At 53.8% G+C, this 19,017-nt stretch carries 16 protein-coding genes; 6 read left to right on the forward strand and 10 right to left on the reverse strand.

Annotated features, from left to right (window positions below):
- The 4 genes from TH5_RS05820 to TH5_RS05835 all read left to right on the forward strand — a co-directional run.
- Positions 1 to 303: acetyl-CoA carboxylase biotin carboxyl carrier protein (locus TH5_RS05820; RefSeq protein ID WP_114121072.1), on the forward strand; the 303-nt coding region annotated here is incomplete at its 5' end.
- Positions 304 to 320: 17 nt separating this feature from the next.
- Complete coding sequence (gene accC / locus TH5_RS05825; RefSeq protein WP_114121073.1) at positions 321 to 1,664, forward strand: acetyl-CoA carboxylase biotin carboxylase subunit; 1,344 nt, start codon at positions 321 to 323, stop codon at positions 1,662 to 1,664.
- A 313-nt stretch (positions 1,665 to 1,977) separates the two neighbouring features.
- The gene (gene aat, locus TH5_RS05830; RefSeq protein WP_062959474.1) at positions 1,978 to 2,625 is read left to right on the forward strand and encodes a leucyl/phenylalanyl-tRNA--protein transferase; all 648 of its coding nucleotides are present in this window, start codon (positions 1,978 to 1,980) and stop codon (positions 2,623 to 2,625) included.
- Positions 2,626 to 2,678: 53 nt separating this feature from the next.
- On the forward strand, positions 2,679 to 3,161 hold the full coding sequence (locus TH5_RS05835) for a GNAT family N-acetyltransferase (protein WP_114121204.1): 483 nt from the start codon (positions 2,679 to 2,681) through the stop codon (positions 3,159 to 3,161).
- Between the two features lie 82 nt (positions 3,162 to 3,243).
- Here the strand turns inward: TH5_RS05835 and TH5_RS05840 are convergent, their stop codons facing one another.
- Together TH5_RS05840 and serA are read right to left on the reverse strand one after the other, a co-directional pair.
- The gene (locus tag TH5_RS05840) at positions 3,244 to 4,305 is read right to left on the reverse strand and encodes a YdcF family protein (protein WP_208638409.1); all 1,062 of its coding nucleotides are present in this window, start codon (positions 4,303 to 4,305) and stop codon (positions 3,244 to 3,246) included.
- 223 nt (positions 4,306 to 4,528) lie between these two features.
- Positions 4,529 to 5,770 carry a phosphoglycerate dehydrogenase gene (gene serA / locus TH5_RS05845; RefSeq protein ID WP_114121075.1) on the reverse strand — a complete coding sequence of 414 codons (1,242 nt, stop codon included), beginning with the start codon at positions 5,768 to 5,770 and terminating at the stop codon, positions 4,529 to 4,531.
- 228 nt (positions 5,771 to 5,998) lie between these two features.
- On the opposite strand from serA, the gene TH5_RS05850 reads away from it, so the two are divergent.
- Positions 5,999 to 7,147, forward strand: a complete 1,149-nt coding sequence (locus TH5_RS05850; RefSeq protein WP_114121076.1) for a GNAT family N-acetyltransferase — start codon at positions 5,999 to 6,001, stop codon at positions 7,145 to 7,147.
- Positions 7,148 to 7,226: 79 nt separating this feature from the next.
- On the opposite strand, the gene TH5_RS05855 is transcribed toward TH5_RS05850, so the two are convergent.
- From TH5_RS05855 to TH5_RS05885, 7 genes are all read right to left on the reverse strand, one after another.
- A complete protein-coding gene (locus TH5_RS05855) occupies positions 7,227 to 8,909 on the reverse strand; it encodes a methyl-accepting chemotaxis protein (protein WP_114121077.1) in 1,683 nt (560 codons plus the stop codon).
- A gap of 12 nt (positions 8,910 to 8,921) precedes the next feature.
- Positions 8,922 to 9,539 carry a hypothetical protein gene (locus TH5_RS05860; RefSeq protein ID WP_114121078.1) on the reverse strand — a complete coding sequence of 206 codons (618 nt, stop codon included), beginning with the start codon at positions 9,537 to 9,539 and terminating at the stop codon, positions 8,922 to 8,924.
- 511 nt (positions 9,540 to 10,050) lie between these two features.
- Positions 10,051 to 10,557, reverse strand: a complete 507-nt coding sequence (locus TH5_RS05865) for a hypothetical protein (protein WP_244204825.1) — start codon at positions 10,555 to 10,557, stop codon at positions 10,051 to 10,053.
- A 150-nt stretch (positions 10,558 to 10,707) separates the two neighbouring features.
- Complete coding sequence (gene clpA, locus TH5_RS05870; protein ID WP_114121080.1) at positions 10,708 to 13,029, reverse strand: ATP-dependent Clp protease ATP-binding subunit ClpA; 2,322 nt, start codon at positions 13,027 to 13,029, stop codon at positions 10,708 to 10,710.
- A 3-nt stretch (positions 13,030 to 13,032) separates the two neighbouring features.
- Positions 13,033 to 13,359 (reverse strand): ATP-dependent Clp protease adapter ClpS, encoded by a 327-nt coding sequence (gene clpS / locus TH5_RS05875; protein WP_062952188.1) that lies wholly within the window; start codon positions 13,357 to 13,359, stop codon positions 13,033 to 13,035.
- A gap of 264 nt (positions 13,360 to 13,623) precedes the next feature.
- Positions 13,624 to 14,985 carry a phasin family protein gene (locus TH5_RS05880; protein ID WP_167443475.1) on the reverse strand — a complete coding sequence of 454 codons (1,362 nt, stop codon included), beginning with the start codon at positions 14,983 to 14,985 and terminating at the stop codon, positions 13,624 to 13,626.
- Positions 14,986 to 15,288: 303 nt separating this feature from the next.
- The gene (locus tag TH5_RS05885) at positions 15,289 to 15,897 is read right to left on the reverse strand and encodes a hypothetical protein (RefSeq protein WP_244204826.1); all 609 of its coding nucleotides are present in this window, start codon (positions 15,895 to 15,897) and stop codon (positions 15,289 to 15,291) included.
- Positions 15,898 to 16,213: 316 nt separating this feature from the next.
- On the opposite strand from TH5_RS05885, the gene TH5_RS05890 reads away from it, so the two are divergent.
- Positions 16,214 to 17,524: a D-alanyl-D-alanine carboxypeptidase gene (locus TH5_RS05890; protein ID WP_244204827.1), complete on the forward strand. Its 1,311-nt coding sequence runs from the start codon at positions 16,214 to 16,216 to the stop codon at positions 17,522 to 17,524.
- A 72-nt stretch (positions 17,525 to 17,596) separates the two neighbouring features.
- Here the strand turns inward: TH5_RS05890 and pgmG are convergent, their stop codons facing one another.
- Positions 17,597 to 19,012, reverse strand: coding sequence for a phosphoglucomutase/phosphomannomutase PgmG (pgmG, locus tag TH5_RS05895; protein WP_114121082.1), 1,416 nt, complete (start codon positions 19,010 to 19,012; stop codon positions 17,597 to 17,599).
- Positions 19,013 to 19,017 lie beyond the last annotated feature (5 nt).

Below are 19,017 nucleotides of genomic sequence, written 5' to 3' on the forward strand. Positions count from 1 at the left end.
GCTGCACCGGTTGCCGCTGCTCCTGCTGCGGCCCCTGCTCCGGCGGCTCCTGCCGATGCGGGTTCGCATCCGGGTGCTGTTAAGTCGCCGATGGTTGGTGTCGTCTATTTCGCGCCGGAACCCGGTGCCGCACCGTTCATTTCGGTCGGTTCCAGCGTTTCCGAAGGCCAGACCCTGATGCTGATCGAAGCAATGAAGACCTTCAACCCGATCCGCGCGCCGAAATCTGGCAAAATCAGCCAGATCATCGCAACCGACGGCCATCCGGTCGAGTATGACGAGCCGCTGGTCATTATTGAATAAGCCGGGGTAAACACCGCATGTTCGACAAACTCCTGATTGCCAACCGTGGCGAAATCGCGCTGCGTATTCAGCGCGCCTGCCGCGAAATGGGCATCAAAACTGTCGCGGTGCATTCCACCGCCGATGCCGATGCCATGCATGTCCGCCTGGCAGACGAAGCCGTCTGCATCGGCCCGGCCGCATCGAAAGACAGCTATCTGAATATTCCGGCGATCCTGTCGGCTGCCGAAATCACCGGTGCGGAAGCCATCCATCCGGGTTATGGCTTCCTGTCGGAAAATGCCGACTTTGCCGCCATGGTCGAAGAACACGGCTTTGCCTTTGTCGGTCCGTCGGCGGAACATATTCGCATGATGGGTGACAAGATCACCGCCAAACTGACCGCAGCCAAACTGGGCATTCCGGTTGTTCCGGGGTCGGACGGAGAAATCACCACCGTTGCCGAAGCCCAGAAATGCGCCAAGGAAATCGGCTATCCGGTCCTGATCAAGGCATCGGGTGGTGGCGGCGGTCGCGGCATGAAAGTGGTCGAGCGCGACGAAGACCTTGCCGAAGCATTTTCCATGACCCGCAAGGAAGCATTGCAGAACTTTGGCAATGCCGCAGTTTATATGGAAAAGTACCTTGGCAAGCCGCGCCACATCGAACTTCAGGTTATCGGCGATTCCCATGGAAATGCCGTCCATCTGTTCGAGCGTGACTGTTCGTTGCAGCGTCGCCACCAGAAAGTGCTTGAAGAAGCGCCTTCGCCCACCCTGACACCAGAAGAACGCGAACGCATCGGTTCGACCGTTGCAAACGCGATGCGTGGCATGGGATATCGCAATGCCGGTACGATCGAATTCCTGTATGAAAACGGCGAGTTCTATTTCATTGAAATGAACACCCGCTTGCAGGTCGAACATCCGGTAACCGAAGCCATTTCGGGCGTTGACCTTGTGCGTGAACAGATCCGCGTTGCGGCTGGTCTTGAACTGTCCTTTACGCAGGAAGATCTGGAAATTCACGGCCATGCGATTGAATGCCGCATTAATGCCGAAGATCCGGAAACCTTTGTGCCGTCACCGGGCAAGATCAAGGAATATCATGCACCGGGCGGTTTGGGCGTGCGTGTCGATAGCGGCATCTATGCCGGTTATTCGATCCCGCCCTATTACGACAGCATGATCGCGAAACTGATCGTGCATGGGCGTGACCGCGAAGAATGCATGATGCGCCTGCGTCGTGCCCTGGCTGAATATGCGATTGGCGGGATCAAAACCACCATTCCGCTGCATCAGAAGCTTCTGGCGCAGACTGATATCCAGAAAGGTGATTACGACATTCACTGGCTGGAAAAATTCATGGGCATGAAGAAGTAACTTTCTTTATCCCGGCCAAACAAAGCGGGGCTTCCTTTCGGGAGCCCCGTTTTTGTTTGGGAATTTCCGCCAGTCCAGCACGATGCCCCTAGCGCGAGGTGACGGCAAAGGCGGCTATGGCCCCGGCGAAAATAACCAGCGAAGAAATTTCGAGCATTTTACCGATGCCGGCACGAAGAATTAATCATCCATTTCGATTATCATGACAAAGATAGCTGACGGACGGCAAGCTGCTATCTTGTCAGACCACCGCGCGTTCACATATGTAAACAGACGACTTGCAAACAGGACCGAAACCATTATCACCGCGATCATGTCGAACCAACTGACCCCTGATCTGTTGATCCGTGCCTATTCGGTCGGCCTGTTTCCCATGGCCGAAAGCCATGATGACCCGACCCTTTACTGGATTGACCCGGAATGGCGTGGCGTATTGCCGCTGGACGGCTTCCATGTGCCCAGAAGCCTGCGCAAAGCCGTGCGTAAAGGCACGTTCAAGGTCCATGTGAACAAAGCATTTCCCGATGTCATTCGTGCCTGTGCGGAACCTACCGCCAGCCGGGATGATACCTGGATCAATGACAATATTCTTGATGCCTATTGCGCGCTTCACAAGATGGGCTGTGCGCATTCGATTGAGGCATGGCTTGATGGCAGGTTGGTTGGCGGTCTTTATGGTGTCAGCCTTGGGCAGGCGTTTTTTGGCGAAAGCATGTTTTCGCGGGCAACCAACGCATCGAAGGTGGCACTGGTGCATCTTGTCGCCCTTTTGCGGCAAGGCGGTTACACACTGCTTGATACCCAATTCGTCAATGATCACTTAAAACAGTTCGGGGTGGTCGAAATCCCGCGGGAACGCTATCGTTCCGATCTTGCCCGTGCACTTGCCGGACGGGCAAGCCTGCCGTTTGAAGCCGATCCCGAATTTATCGAACAGGTATTGCAACAAGGTGATCGTTGACGCCATCGCCCCTGCCCCACCCGAAATCCTTCCAGAAAAGACTGATCATCCCGATGCAGATACGCCCCGCCACCGAAAATGACGTCGCGAAAATCCTTGAAATCGTTGCTCCGGTCCTGCGTGCTGGTGAAACCTATGTCATGCCAACCGATATGACCGATGATGAAGTGCTGGCCTATTGGATGGGGTCTGACAAGGAAACCCTTGTTGCCGAAGAAGACGGGCAGATTGTCGGCACCTATTACCTGAAGGCCAATCAGCCCGGCAATGGGGCGCATGTGGCCAATTGCGGCTATATGACTGCCCCGGATGCAGGTGGAAGGGGGATTGCGCGGCGAATGTGCGAGGACTCGCTGATCCGTGCAAAGGATCGCGGCTTTAGGGCCATGCAGTTCAATTTCGTCATCGCCAGCAACAAGGCCGCCGTGCATCTTTGGCCGCAGCTTGGCTTTGAAATTGTCGGTCGACTGCCCGGTGCCTATATGCACCCGGTACATGGTGAAACCGACGCGCTGATCATGTATCGCAAACTTTAATCCTTCTGCTGCGCCCCTAAACGAAAACTGACGCCACATGGGCGTCAGTTCACTGTTTAATCGGCGATTTCGAATTGCCTGACTATTGCTGCAGGCCGGGGAATGCCCAGATGCCTGATACGCGCAGCATATCCCGATAGACGACGAGCTTTTCGCTGTCGCTGACTTTCGATGCTTCTTCGATGCTGTCGAAATCCAGTGCGATCAGCGGATGAACCGGCGCATCAAGACCATACTGATCCAGCGCATCCTGAAGCACGGTTTTGGCACGGCGCATGTGACTGGCACTGGTGACCAGAATGACGTCGTCGGTTGTATGCCGGTTCAGAAGGTTTGCGATATTCAGCATATTACCGACGGTGTCCTTTGATTTGTCCTCGACCATGATGCGGTCACGATCAACTCCCTGATCCACCAGCCAGCGCATCATCATGTCGCCTTCGGTCACACCCGATTGTGGCTGACCGCCGGTAACCATCACCCGGGCGGTCGGATTTGCCTTCGCCGCCTTCAGGCCGATTTCAAGGCGCTGCATCAATGGTTCGCGCATCGTACCATCCTCGGCAAGTGCATAGCCCAGAATGACGATGGTGGATTTTTCGCCCAGTACCGGCACTTCCTGATTTGGGGCCTCAGCCATATTAGCATCCGCCCGCAGGAAACGTTTGCGGTACGCATCCGCACTGTCACGGTCAATGCCAGCCATCGCATCCATATAGTTGCGATACTGATCATCATCACCGCGAATATGGGCCAGTGCCACCAGCCAGGTATAGGCGTCAAAGGCGTGCGGATCGACACGGGTAATTCCGATATAGGTTTCTGCCGCCTCGTCGAGTTTCTTTTGCAGAATCCGGGCTGATGCGATCCCATATCGCAGATCAATCCGTTCCGGTGCCAGTTTCGACGCCTCGGCAAAGGCCTGTTCAACGACATCGTATCGCCCATGCAGGGTAATACCTTTGAACACCTCGGCCTCGGCCTTTTTGATGTCACCGCCCGACCAGTAATAATGCATTCCCGTGTCGACCAGTTCGCGAATACGCGCACCGTCCGTGGCATCGGCTGCCATTGCCGGACCAAAAGCAGCCCCCGCCAACATCAGCGATACGCCAAACCCAACCGCCATTTTCTTTATTGTCATTTTTCCTGTCCTACTGTGAAGTCAACCAAACTCAGCAGGATAATCCAATCATGAATGATACCTTTTGAGTACCACAATGTTCAGGACAGTTGGGAATGATCATAATTCCGTAAAATTGGTATTTATTGGTATTATATTTTCAATACCAGTATCTCTCCCCAGACAATAAAAAAGCGGCGATGCAAATTGCACCGCCGCCTTTGTGACTCGATTTCCGATCCGATCAGAACAGGAAGCGGACCCGAAGCGTACCGTCGATGGCTTCCAGTTCCTTGCGGATGCCAAGACCCGGCTGGATTTCCTCGTCGACCTCGACAACCACGTAACCCACACCGCCTTCGGAACGCAGATACTGACCGCTGATATTCATGCCACGGGTTGCAAACACGTCGTTGATTTTCGACAGAACGCCCGGAACGTTGCGGTGAATATGCATGAAACGGGTATGCTTGCGATCCTTAACCGGCAGCGAAACTTCCGGGAAGTTGACCGCGCCAAGCGTCGATCCGTTATCGGAATAGGTGATCAGCTTGTCAGCAACTTCGACACCGATATTTTCCTGTGCTTCCTGGGTGGAACCGCCGATATGCGGGGTCAGGATAACGTTCGGCATGCCACGAAGAGGGCTTTGGAATTCTTCATCCTTGCCGGCAGGCTCGACCGGGAAAACGTCCAGCGCCGCGCCAGCCAGATGACCGCGTTCAAGGGCCGCAGCCAGATCATCAATAACGATGACATTGCCGCGTGCCGCATTGATCAGGTGCGCGCCCGGCTTCATCTTGGCGATTTCGGCTGCGGTGATCATGTTTTTGGTCTGTTCATTGGCCGGAACATGCAGTGAAACAACATCGGATTTGGCCAGCAATTCATCCATCGAACTGCACGAGGTGGCATTGCCCATGGCAAGCTTGTTGATCACGTCATAATAAATGACGTTCATGCCAAGCGATTCAGCCAGAACCGACAGCTGCGACCCGATATGGCCATAACCGATGATGCCCAGAGTCTTGCCGCGCGCCTCGTAAGAGCCTTTGGCGTTTTTAAGCCAGCCACCGGCATGGGCTGCCTTGTCACGCTGCGGGATACCGCGCATCAGCATGATGATCTGGCCCAGAACCAGTTCGGCGACCGACCGGGTATTGGAATATGGTGCATTGAAGACCGGAATACCGCGCATCGCAGCAGCCTTCAGGTCCACCTGATTGGTGCCAATGCAGAAACAGCCGATCGAGGTCAGCTTGGTTGCGGCATCGATAACGTCTTCGGTCAGTTTGGTGCGGGAACGGATGCCCAGAAAATGCGCTTCGGAGACGACGGATTTCAATTCATCCGCATCAAGAGCAGCAGGGTAGTGGTCGACATTAGAGTAGCCGGCCTCTTTGAACATCTTTACAGCGTTTTCATGGATACCTTCGAGCAGGACGATCTTGATCTTGTCCTTCTCCAACGAAAGCTTGCTGTTCACGGCGCACCATCCTTTTCTTTGCGAGGGCGACACGGGCATTTCCCGAGCCGTAGGGCCGTAACGTTACGCGCCCTTGGACCAATGAAATAGGGCCTAAGGCGGCTTGCGTCAAAGGCTTTCCCTTGCGCAAACACGCAATGCGCCTATCTTCTGAACGCATATACCGGCTATTGCGTATAGAATGCTGGCCCGGACGGCGACCAAGGATTGAATACAGGGGACCCCATCTTGCCTGCCGAGATAAGAACCGTTACCGATATCCATAAAATTGGCCAAACCGACTGGGACAAATGCGCTGGCGCAGACAACCCGTTTGTCAGCTTTGCCTTTCTTTCCGCGATGGAAGATAGCGGATCAGCTAGCGCGGAAACCGGTTGGCAACCGTTTCATCTGGTGGTGACAGATGACGACGATACGATTGCCGGTATTGTGCCGCTGTACGTAAAATCCCACTCGTATGGCGAATATGTTTTCGACTGGAGCTGGGCAGAGGCATATGAGCGCGCGGGCGGACGATATTATCCGAAACTACAGGCAGCCGTGCCGTTTTCCCCCGTGCCCGGCCCGCGTCTTTTGATCCGACCGGATCATCCGGCACCGGAACGCATACGAAAGCTCCTGATCAGCGGGCTTTGCGCCCTGCCAGAACGGCTTGGCATTGCCAGCCTGCATGTGACATTTTGCAGCGGTGATGAAAGCCGGGCGATGGAAGATGCCGGGTTCCTGCCCCGAACCGGCATCCAGTATCACTGGTACAATCGCGGTTACGCCAGCTTTGACGATTTCCTTGGTGCGCTTAATTCGCGCAAACGCAAAAATCTGCGCAAGGAACGCAAGCAGGTGCGCGATGCGGGATACAGTTTTGAAGTTCTATCGGGTGATGACCTTAAAGCCGCCCATTGGGACCGGTTTTATGCCTTTTACCATGACACGTCTGATCGCAAGTGGGGGCAGGCCTATCTGACACGGGAGTTTTTCGAGCTTTTGCATGAAAGATTGCGTGACCGGACCGTTCTGGTCGCGGCCTTTCGCGATGGCAACATGGTTGCCGGGGCGCTTAACCTGATCGGATCAGATACGTTGTATGGGCGCAACTGGGGCACCATCGACCGGACACCTCTTTTGCATTTCGAGACCTGTTATTATCAGGCGATTGATATCGCAATTGAACGCGGTCTTAAAACGGTCGAAGCCGGAGCACAGGGCGAACATAAAATCCAGCGCGGTTATGAGCCTGTCCTGACCCATTCCGTCCATCTGATAGCAGATGCGGGTCTACGCAATGCCGTCGCGCGTTTTCTGGATCAGGAACGCAGCCATATCTCGCAGGACCGCGAATTCATCATGGCCGAGCACAGCCCGTTCAGGCAGGAATGATCCGGCAACACTGCCAAGCAAAAAGAGCGCGATGCAACACCATCGCGCCCTTTCCGGTTCCACCGGGTATCCGGTTATTCTAGACAGCCCTGACGTCGTTCAGGAAGCCGTTCACGTGGGATCTGAGCTCGTCGTTGGCGGCGGCCAGACGGCCGACACAATCAAGCTGACCATGGGAAAGGTCACCGCTTTCTGTTGTTGCCTCGGCCACGTTTTTCACCGCGTTCGAAATGGCAACGTTGCCATTGGCGGCCCCTTCAACACTGCGTGAAATTTCCTCGGTTGCAGCCCCCTGCTCTTCAACGGCACTGGCAACAACCGACATCAGTTCGTCAATTTTATGGATCGTTTCGGCAAAACCGCGAACGGCCTCGGCGGCGGCACCGGTTTCACCCTGCATTTCGGTAATTTTCGCAGTGATCTGTTCGGTTGCCTTGACCGTCTGGGCGGCAAGATTTTTCACCTCTCCGGCCACAACAGCAAAGCCCTTGCCCGCGTCACCGGCACGTGCCGATTCAATCGTCGCATTTAGTGCCAGCATGTTGGTCTGATCTGCGATATCACTGATCAGGCTGACAACTTCCCCGACACTTTGTGCGGCATCGTCAAGTAGCGCAACGCGCTGATTGGTCCGTTCGGTTTCGTCCACCGCAAGCTGGGTGATTTCGGTAACCCGGGCAATCTGCGAGGCGATTTCGGCGATTGACGCCGAAAGCTGTGCCGTTGCCGAAGCAACCGTTTCGATGTTGCTTGACGATTCCTGTGCCTGCTCGGCCACACTTTTCGCATCCTGATTGGCGCGAACCGAATGTGACGACAGCGTTTCCGACGCACTGCGCACTTCATCAAGTGCAACATTCACTGCCGAAAGAACTTCCTGGATCTTGTGATCGAACCCGGCAGTCAGCGTTCCCATGCGTTTGCTGCGTTCGATCTGGCGTTCTGCCTCGATACGTTCCTGTTCGGCCATGCGGGCACGTTCCCGGGCGTTTTCGCGGAACACTTCAAGCGACTTGGCCATCGCACCGACTTCATCAGCACGTTTCATATCAAGGATCTCGATATCGAGGTTGCCCGAAGCCAGACTTCCCATGGCATCCGTCATTTTGCGGATCGGCGTTGCGATCATCCGCGACAGGGTACCACCAAACAATGCCGCCATTGCGATCAGCAGTGCAACGCCGATACCCAACGTTGTCTGGAACAGCATCATGGCCTGTTCAACGCGGTTTTCGACCGCAAGGCTCATCTGGTCAATGTTGTTTGCAAGGTCCAGGGCAATCCTTGACACGCTGTCAGACAATTCGCGTGGCTCGCCGGATGCCTCGATGGCACGGGCGTGGTTGACCGTCAGATAGTGACGCATCAGTTTTGCCTGCTGACTTGCAATTTCTTCCCAGCGGTCGATCGCGCTGTCCATTTCTTCGATCAGACCGGCAATAGTCGGGTTGATCGTCGCGTAGGTTTTCAGAACATCTGTGCGAGTATCGATCTCGGTCAGCGATTTCTCGTAGCTTTCAAGCCCGATCCGGTCACCGGTTGTCAGGAAATAGACCAGTTCCTGGCGCGCCATCAGATAGGCACGGTCGAGATTGCGATAATCGCGTTCGAAATCGGCGAGATAGTCGCGTTGCTCATTGGCGGTCTTGACCTGGAACGTTGCAAACATCCCGGCACCGGCAACCATCAGAATGACCACAATCATCACAGCAAAGCAGGTTGTCAGCTTGGCCGGTATGGAAAGATTTTTAAAGAAGTTCATGGCTCGTATCCCTTACAGCTGCTGACGGCGTGCGAGTTCATTAAGATTGACCTCGATCGTAACAGCGCCGATTGGCGTCCCCTGTGTGTCCGACATCGTCATGTTGAGCTGCGAGCGCCAAGTGTCGGAACTCTCGTCATATTCCGCTTCATCAATGAAGACAGCGTTGGCTCCGTTCGGAAAGGTATTCTTGAACTTGGCCTCGTCGCCCTGCCAAAAGTCGGATGTGATCGAGCTTTGCCCCACATTGAGGCCGGCAGCATCCATGACAAATATTTCGGCGAACAAGCCACCAGACCGCGCCTGAATCTGTGTCAGATAACTTGAAAGAGGATTGGTCAGGATGGCGGCAACAAGCGGCTGGTCCTCGGCTTCGCGTTCAGTCACCCATTGTTTGTCGGCAGCATCGATCTGATCCTGCGTCATACCCTTGCGCAAACGGTTCTGTGACGAGATCGAAAGTTCAACCACAGGATTCGCAAGCCATTCCCGCACATCACGGATGGTGTCATCCGTAATCAACTGATCGGGCGCTCCGGGTAAATCCGACTTGGCATTCGCAGCAGTGATGCCAAATGAAGTACCAATCATCAGCCCCATCACCAGAAACAGGTGTTTTGTCACTTTCATAACGCTTCCTACCCCTCCGTACGTATGGATAAAACTATCCCTTGGTATATATTATACAGAGAAAAAACTGTTCATCAACCACTTTTAAGCGCAAGAGGACATATACAGACACGCATGCACCATCCGATATCCCCATATGGGGATGCCAGTTAAGCCATTGGAGGGGTTGGAGGATAATAAAGGGGTAGAAAAGAAAAAAGCGGCGGGAAAACCGCCGCTGAGTTTGGTTGGGACACGAGCAAACTGCAGAAGATTACGTTGTTCCAGGCGCAAGATGCGCCCCTGCAAAGAACAACTGTCCAACACCACCTATGCATAGGGTGTGCCAGTTTTTGAGAGCGCGTGAAAATCCCTGAATTGTGCCGATTGTCGGGCAAGAAAATATTGAAAAGACAATTACTTCAAAATTTATTCGCATATTGCGACAAATAAAATTGCAAAATGCGAATACAAATCTTTGCATTTTGCGAAATGCAATTCAAAGCTATATCCCCGACCTGATCCGTACCGATTACCGAGCGTTGCGACTTGGCGCTTTTCGTTTTTTGCGCTTGCTGAAATTCAGCAAAGCCGGAGCATTTTCAATAATTTCCTGGAGAATTTCCTTGGCGACCTCGAGGTCATCCTTTGCTGACTCGTCAAGATGACTGACATATCGCGGATGAGAGATCATGCGTTCGGCCTCATAAAGCGTCCGAAGTTCGCTTTGGAACATTTCGCGCGCACCGAGCGGCAGAACCGGCTTGGCACTCATCACAAAGAAAAACTTGAGGCTTGTTTTAATCACAATCCGAAGCATCAGGATTTGAAGCTTGTGGAACTGCTCTTCGAGCTCGTCTTTTTTGGGATGTTTTTCAAGTTTGGCGAGACGGTCCGTAATCACCAGTGAAAGCGCTTTGAAATTATCGACTTCTTCGCGAAACGGTCGGTAACCGGTCACCTCGGTTGTATCGACCGTCTTTTCAATTATGTCCGCCAGCGCGACAAGCTTACGCGCCTGCGACTCAAGCCTCGACAAGAAAGTCTCAACTTCATCCCGGTATTTCCGCTGTGTCACATGGTTCATTATTTTTTATGCGCCATCAAAAGCAATTGCCCGAAACAACTGTTCCGGGCAATTACAATAACCTGCCAAAACTTAATGACAAGGTAATCGATCACAAGGCAATCAGTTTGCCATCTCGGGATCTTTTTCCTTTTTCGATCCGCCACCATTTTCTTCCGGATAGCGGAAGATAACGGCATCGTCTTCGATATCGACGAGAACCGCCCCGCCCTTTTCGAGCTTGCCAAATAGCAACTCTTCGGCCAGCGGCTTTTTGACGTGCTCCTGAATGACACGCCCCAGCGGACGCGCCCCAAATGCGACATCGTAACCTCGCTCGCCAAGCCAGGTACGCGCGGCTTCGGTCAATTCAATCGAGACATTCCGATCCGCAAGCTGGACCTCAAGCTGCAAGATGAACTTGTCGACCACCATCTTGACGACATCGGGCTGCAGGTTGGCAAACGGTATAACCGCATCCAAACGGTTCCGGAATTCCGGAGAGAAGGTCCGCTTGATCGCTTCTTCGTCCTCGCCGGTACGCATCTCGCGTTTGAAACCGATTGGCGGTTTTGCCATATCCGATGCACCCGCGTTGGTGGTCATCACCAGCACAACATTGCGGAAATCAACTGTCTTGCCGTTATTATCCGTCAGCTTGCCATGGTCCATGACCTGCAAAAGGATATTGAACAGGTCCGGATGGGCTTTTTCGATCTCGTCAAGCAGGACAACCGCATGCGGATGCTGATCAACGGAATCGGTCAGAAGCCCGCCCTGATCAAAACCGACATAGCCGGGCGGCGCACCAATCAGGCGTGAAACGCTGTGGCGTTCCATATATTCCGACATGTCGAAGCGGATGAACTCGATCCCCATGACATGCGCCAGCTGTTTGGTAACCTCGGTTTTGCCAACGCCTGTCGGGCCGGAAAACAGATAGCTGCCAATCGGCTTTTCCGGTTCGCGCAGACCGGCACGTGCCAGCTTGATTGCACTGGCGACGGCCTCAATCGCCTTGTCCTGACCAAAGACAACAGTCTTAAGATCACGTTCTAGATTGGCCAATGCCTTGCGATCATCGGTCGATACCGATTTTGGTGGTATGCGGGCGATCTTGGCGACGATTTCCTCGACATCGCGTTTGGAAATCGTGCGTTTGCGCTTGCTTGGTGCCACCAGCATCCGGGATGCCCCGACCTCGTCGATCACATCAATCGCGCTATCGGGACGCTTGCGGTCGTTGATATAGCGTGATGCAAGTTCAACTGCGGACCGAATGGCTTCGTTGGTGTATTTGACGTGGTGATGTTCCTCGTAATAGGGCTTGAGCCCCTTGAGGATTTTGATCGTGTCTTCGGGTGAAGGTTCCTCGACATCGATTTTCTGGAAACGACGCACAAGGGCACGGTCCTTTTCAAAATGGCCGCGGAACTCCTTGTAAGTCGTTGAACCGATGCAGCGAAGCGAACCGCTGGCAAGGGCCGGCTTCAACAGGTTCGAGGCATCCATTGCCCCACCCGAAGTCGCACCTGCGCCGATGACGGTGTGAATTTCATCAATGAACAGAACCGCGCCGTCGAACTCTTCAAGCTCTTTGACGACAGCCTTGAGGCGTTCCTCGAAATCACCACGATAGCGGGTACCTGCCAAAAGGGCGCCCATATCAAGGGCAAAGATCGTGGCATCGGCCAGAACTTCGGGGACATCGCCATCAACAATCCGGCGCGCCAGACCTTCGGCGATGGCAGTTTTGCCAACCCCGGGATCACCGACATAAAGCGGATTGTTTTTGGTGCGGCGGCACAGGACCTGAATGGTGCGCTCGATCTCGCTCTGGCGACCGATCAACGGATCGATCTTGCCCTTCTGCGCCTTGACATTGAGGTTCACGCAATAAGCTTTAAGGGCCTCACCTTCACCGGCCGCGGCCCCTTCCTCAGTATCGGCAGCAGCCCCGGGCGCAACTTCTTCCTCGGCGCCGCGCGGAATGCGGCGTTCATTCAGTTCCGGCGCCTTCGCAATACCATGCGAAATGTAGTTGACCGCATCCAGACGGGTCATGTCCTGCAATTGTAGATAATAGACCGCGTGGGATTCACGTTCCGAAAACAGCGCGACCAGCACATTCGCCCCGGTGACCTCTTCGCGTCCGGAGGATTGAACATGAATGGCGGCGCGCTGTATCACGCGCTGGAACCCGGCCGTTGGCTTGGGATCGACCAGACGCGCACTGATCAGCCCGGAAAGTTCGCTATCGGCGAATTCCAGCAAATCCGAACGCAGACGATCAACATCGACCCGACAGGCCTTCAGCACCGACAACGCATCCTGATCTTCGGTCAGTGACAACAGAAGATGTTCCAGCGTTGCATATTCATGACGCCGTTCAGACGCATAAGCCAGCGCACGATGTAAGCTTTCTTCAAGGTTACGTGAGAGCATGTTTCACTCCTTCTCTAACGTGCACTGCAGCGGGTGCTGGTTTTGCCGCGCCAGATCCATGACCTGGTTGACCTTGGTTTCCGCAATTTCATAGGTAAAGACACCACATACCCCGACCCCCTTGCGGTGAACCTGAAGCATAATCGCGGTCGCCTCTTCCCGGCCTTTTTCAAAGAACCGTTCAAGCACATGGACAACGAATTCCATGGGGGTGTAGTCGTCATTCAGCAACAGCACCTTGTACATGGACGGCTTCTTCGTCTTTGGCCGTGTCTTCGTTACGATCCCCGTGTTCGGGAGACCACCACCGTCATTGTCCTGTTCACTCATAATCTGCTTACCGGAACCCTTTTGTTCTGCATTGTCTCCATGATAGGTCATTGAACATCTGTTTCAAAGTCCGCAGCGACAAAACGCTTATTAACCTCATCCCAAATTCATGTAGGCCGAGATTGACGCGGTGCAAGATCATCAGCAAAACTTCATCGGTTTTGCCGTAAATATCAGTGCAAAAACAAAAAAACGGACATGATCCGCCGACCATGTCCGTTCCGGTACGTTAATGCAGCAAACCTTGCCCTGCGTCAGGTGCGCTTATTTAAGCGGCACTCCTGCGGCTTTGCTCATTGCGGCAAACCCGTCGGAAAAGGCTGAAAACATCATTTTCTGAATTTTCTCGCCCTCCGACATGCCGGATTCGACATAGCGTTTAAAGATACGCTCGTTCAGTTCCTGCAGTTCAGAGAGGCTTTCAACCTTTGCAAGCGCTTCGAGGTCAGCCTGCGAAGCATCCATTTCGCGTTGCGCCCAAGAAACCAGTTCAGCCCCGAATGAACCGCTTTTTTCCATCAGGTCGGTCGACATCTGCCAAACGCCATCGAGACTTTTCTGCTGCGTTTCGATCAGTTCTTCGTATCTGGCCATCATATGCGTACCGGCATCGGAAAACACATCTGCCTGTTCGGTGAACTTTTCGGCCATCTGGGCGATAACATCATTGGCAGCGGTCATGCTGCCTTCGAAAGCATCCTGGGTCGCGGCCACCATGGCATCGACTTCGGGTGCCTTCCAGAGCTCCGCGAACGGCTCAAGCGTCATCATGCCAAATGCTGTCACATCAGGGGCATCGACCTTGGCAGCGGCAGTTGCCGGCTTTGCCGTGACCTTGACCTCGGCAGTGGCTTTCTCGGTTGGGTTATCCTTCGGCGCGGCCTTCGCCACCGTAGCCGATTTAACAGTGGCAGCCGGTTTCTGTTCCTCTGTCACGATCGTAGCCTTCTTTACAGGTTGAGCCGTTTGGGCAGCGGCAGCAGGCGCCTTATTGCCAGAAACGGACGATTTGGATGTGCCTGCTGTTTTTGAAGTCGAAACAGCGGGCTTTTTCGACGTGGCAATGACCTTGGGGCGGCTGGCAGGCTTGGGACTTGTCGAAACTTCTCCCTTGGCCTTTGCCGACGTGGCCCCGGTGGATGTGCGCCCCTTTGACGGGGAACTTTTGGCGTCAATGTCGGTCACGGCTGCCTTTGTCTGCGAATCGTTTGCCGGTTCAGGTTTTGCTTGCGGTTTCGCCTCAGCCTTGTTTTCTGTCTCAGCGGGTTTTACCGCCTCCTCGGCCTTCGCCGGGACCGCGGTATTCTGTGATACGGCAGAGGATGCTTTCTTTGTCTCCGGCTTCACATCATCGGGTTTTGATGTCTTGGCAACAGCCTTTGGCGGTTCTTCCATGGGGGTCTGACGCAAGGCTTCTGCTTCCAGCGCACTAGAAGTTGTGACCACACGCTTTGGCCGCGCCGCCGGGCTTTCGGTAATTTCGACTGCCGCAGCCTTTGCCGGGGCTGCAGCCGACTTTTTGCTGACACCGGAAGGCGTTTTCTGTGCTGTCTTTGCACGAGGTGAGGTTTTGGTTCGGGTTGTTTTAGCTGAACCGGGCGCAGTTTTTTTGCGAGGAGTCACCATATGTCGACCTCCTAGGACTGGGCTTGGCATTCAAATTAATGCTGCATCGCAACATAACCCTAGATGGAATAACCACACCCCGTCAAGGTGGCTTTGGTGACATTTTTATTTGAAGGATTACGTTAATCTGGGCCGATGAACCTGACGATCTGTAATCACGAAAATCGATTTTCAAAAACCGGATTTCGTTCAATTGCTTAGATGGAAAGTTACGCTAATCCTTATATTCAGCAGTCATGAAAACAAAAAATGGCACGTGATATTACGTGCCATTTTTGTTGGTGTTCTTTGCCCTGAAAATTCTTATCGCAGCTGATTTCCGCGAACCGTGCGATAGAAATAGCGAGACTCGGCCTGCTTGTCATTCTTGCTGTAAAACGGATCAGGCTGCTTTGGCGTACCGAATGCTGGCGGCTGGGGCAATGGTTTTTCCAACCCCGAAAGATTTTCCAGTACATTCGGGAAAGTTAAAGCGCGCAAATCGTCCTTGGCAGACGTCCAGGCTGCCAGCGTGATGCTTTGTGACGAACATCCGATCGCAACCCAGTAATAGTCGTCGGAATGCAGGCGCAATCCGTCACGGCTTTGATATCCGAAACCGTCGGACTGAAGCGCGTCGGTTAGGGCAAGATATTGCCCGCGCGACAGGTTTTCCCGCGATTCTGTACCACCGAAAGCACCAAGAGGTGCTGTTACCTCGACATTCACCTCGCTGACATCAAGCGGACCAAATATCCGTGACACCATTTCAAACTGCTCTGCGCCGTTCTTGGGAATAAGATCGTAGCTGCGCGTTTCCTTATAATAATCAGCATTGTAGACAAGGCGAATCCGTCCTTCTGCGTCCCCGGCAGAACAGGCGGTTCGAATGTCATCCGCATTGATAAACGAGAACCAGGTTCCTTTGCGCACCAGGGGATTTTCGATATCGCTTGTACCGGTAAAACTGCATGCTGAAAGAGCAATCAGTCCGGCTGCAGAAAGGGCACTTCCTCTTAAAATTGATGATTTTGTTCTTATCTTACTGACAACAGACATTATTTTTTTACGCATTCGATCCTCGATTTTTAACCTTTTGCCGGATATAAATTGAGACTGACGAAAAAATGAGACCGCAACAAGGCGGCAAATCAGTTTATCGGGACACGTGTTAAGCATTTTTTTAATGCCGCGATGAGATACTGATCATATTTCGTCTTGGGGATCACCGTAAAACCGAGCCCGTCAAATGCGTTTTAAGACCCGTCTTGGGCCAAAAGCGATGGCCACCGTTAGAAATGATGAAAGTCAATCGATGTGGCAATTGCAAGGTCGCAGGATTTATTGTGCCCTGTCCGTGATGATGCTGATCATTGCTGCTGTTGTGTTTACAACGTCGGCTGCGATGGCGCGTACCTATACCGCGATGGTTATCGATGCCGAAACCGGCGATGTTCTGCATGAGTATCGCGCCGATCATAAAGTTTATCCGGCGTCACTGACCAAGATCATGACGCTTTACATGCTGTTTGATGCACTTGATTCCGGCAAGGTATCGCTTTCGACCCGCATGGAAGTTTCCAAACGTGCATGGGGCCAGGCGCCTTCGAAACTTGGTCTTCAGCCCGGTGAAAAAATTTCGGTCGAAGATGCCATTCTGGCGCTCGTGACGAAATCGGCAAATGACATTGCCGTTGTCGTCGCCGAACATCTTGGCGGGACCGAGATAAAGTTTGCCCAGATGATGACAGCCAAGGCGCGTCAGATCGGCATGAAAAACACCACCTTCCGCAATGCATCGGGTCTTCCGAACCGCGGCCAGTTGACCACGGCGCGCGATATGATCCGCCTTGCCGTGTCGCTGCGGAAGGATTACGGCAACTATTACCATTATTTTAGTACCCAGAAGTTCAGCTATGGCAAGCGTACTTATGGCAACCATAACAACCTTCTGGCGTCCTATTACGGAACCGACGGGATCAAGACCGGCTATATCAATGCGTCGGGCTTTAACCTTGTAGCCTCGGTCAATCGCAATGGCCGCCGGTTGATTGGTGTTGTCTTTGGTGGACGGACGGCCCGGTCGCGCGATGACCAGATGAAGAAGCTTCTTGATCAGGCGTATCTTGACCTCAAGAAAGATGGCGAGATTATCGCGCCGCGTCCTCGCATCAGCCCCGATGGCAAAATTCTTCCGGCTGATACACAGCTTTTGATGGCCAAACAGAACAATGCGAACGAGGTCGAACAGCCCGGCCGCATCGACACTGAAACCGTTGTTGCCCGCCTTTCGCCTGAAACTGGTGGTTGGGGCATTCAGGTTGGTGCATTTAGCGATCAGCGACGCGCACAGGAAGCCGTCCTTGCCGCGGCACGCACAGCACCGGATGTTCTGCGCCTGACCCGTGCGGCGGTTGAACAGCAAAGCAACGGATCGGGTGTTGTCTACCGCGCCCGTCTGCTTGGATTTGGTGGTGAACAGGAGGCGCGCAGCGCCTGTGCCGCCCTTCGCAAGGAAAAGGTCGCCTGTATCCCGGTTAATGCCGGTGACGCGGGATAATATTCCGGACATACAAATCAAAAAGCCCGCTGAAGCAATTCAGCGGGCTTTTTTGTTATCCGGCAAAGCAGCCTAGTGGCCACCACCCGGCGCAAAGAAATCATTCGAGGTCAGACCGCTTTTTTGAAGCTGTGCGGTGACTTGCGTTTTCAAACGATTAAGACCGTTTTCATCGGCGGCTTCGCAACGGGCAACGATTGCTGGCTGGGTGTTGGAAGCACGCAGTAGCCACCAACCGTCATCCGTGCTGACACGCACACCATCGATCCCACTGACTTCGGCACCAGCATCAGACAAGCGACCACGCACTTCCTCGATCAGGGCAAACTTGCGGTCATCCGGGCAGTCGATACGGGTTTCCGGGGTATTAACCGCAACAGGCATCGCATCGCGCCAGTCATCAAGGCTTTTGCCGCTTTGAACCAGAATGCGATACAGTCGCACAGCGGCATACATCGCATCATCATAGCCATAGTAGCGTTCGGCAAAGAAAATATGGCCACTCATCTCGCCGGCGATCGGTGCCTTTGACTCAACCATTTTGGTTTTGATCAGCGAATGGCCGGTCTTCCACATGATGGCATTGCCGCCAAGACGGGTGACCTCGTCAAACAGTGTCTGGCTGGCTTTGACGTCGGCAATGATCGATGCGCCCGGCAGACGCCCGAGAACATCGGCGGCATAAATCTGCAGCAGCTGATCGCCCCACAAAACACGGCCCTGCCCGTCAACAACACCGATACGGTCACCGTCACCATCAAAGGCAACGCCCCAGTCCGCATTGAGTGACGCCACTTTGGCCTTCAGATCGACCAGGTTGGCTTCAACCGTCGGGTCCGGATGGTGATTGGGGAATGTGCCATCGATCTCGTCAAACAGCAGATGGTGGTTGCCCGGAAGCTTTGCGGTCAGTTTGCGAACCACATCGCCCGCGGCACCATTGCCACAGTCCCAGACAATTGTCATCGGCTTGGCAACATCGCAATCCAGTTCGGCCAGCAAACGTTCGACATAACGATCTTCGATGTCGATGTCACTAATTGCGCCATTTCCGGTTTCGAAATCGCCCGACGCGGCAATCCGGCCCAGTTCCCGAATGGCTTCGCCAAAAACCGATTTCCCGGCATTGAGCATCTTGAAGCCATTGTAATTTGACGGGTTATGCGAACCAGTCACCATGATGCCAGCATCGGTTTTCTGATCGTAAACCGTGAAATACAGCATCGGGGTTGGTCCACGACCGATCCGGACAACATCACAACCGGTCGAAACGATCCCTTCGACAAGCGCACTTGCCAGTTCGGGCGAACTCAGCCGTCCGTCCCGGCCAACGGCAACCCGTTTTCCGCCAGACTGGCGCACTTTCGTACCAAATGCCTTGCCAAGAGCAAGCGCATCGGCCGCATGCAGGGTTTTGCCCACGATACCGCGCACATCATATTCGCGCAGCACGGAAGGATCAAAATTGTGTCCGGCAGAGATGGTCATAGTCT

This window comes from Thalassospira xianhensis MCCC 1A02616 (assembly GCF_003326475.1).
Taxonomy (GTDB): domain Bacteria; phylum Pseudomonadota; class Alphaproteobacteria; order Rhodospirillales; family Thalassospiraceae; genus Thalassospira; species Thalassospira xianhensis.

Bases quoted from the DNA above. Each gene is read 5' to 3' on its own strand.
- clpA (WP_114121080.1), bottom strand. From the start codon at position 13,029: ATGCTCTCACGTAACCTTGAAGAAAGCTTACATCGTGCGCTGGCTTAT.
- TH5_RS05890 (WP_244204827.1), top strand. From the start codon at position 16,214: ATGCGTTTTAAGACCCGTCTTGGGCCAAAAGCGATGGCCACCGTTAGA.
- TH5_RS05880 (WP_167443475.1), bottom strand. From the start codon at position 14,985: ATGGTGACTCCTCGCAAAAAAACTGCGCCCGGTTCAGCTAAAACAACC.
- TH5_RS05840 (WP_208638409.1), bottom strand. From the start codon at position 4,305: ATGACAATAAAGAAAATGGCGGTTGGGTTTGGCGTATCGCTGATGTTG.
- accC (WP_114121073.1), top strand. From the start codon at position 321: ATGTTCGACAAACTCCTGATTGCCAACCGTGGCGAAATCGCGCTGCGT.
- TH5_RS05835 (WP_114121204.1), top strand. From the start codon at position 2,679: ATGCAGATACGCCCCGCCACCGAAAATGACGTCGCGAAAATCCTTGAA.
- TH5_RS05855 (WP_114121077.1), bottom strand. From the start codon at position 8,909: ATGAACTTCTTTAAAAATCTTTCCATACCGGCCAAGCTGACAACCTGC.
- pgmG (WP_114121082.1), bottom strand. From the start codon at position 19,012: ATGACCATCTCTGCCGGACACAATTTTGATCCTTCCGTGCTGCGCGAA.
- clpS (WP_062952188.1), bottom strand. From the start codon at position 13,359: ATGAGTGAACAGGACAATGACGGTGGTGGTCTCCCGAACACGGGGATC.
- aat (WP_062959474.1), top strand. From the start codon at position 1,978: ATGTCGAACCAACTGACCCCTGATCTGTTGATCCGTGCCTATTCGGTC.
- TH5_RS05860 (WP_114121078.1), bottom strand. From the start codon at position 9,539: ATGAAAGTGACAAAACACCTGTTTCTGGTGATGGGGCTGATGATTGGT.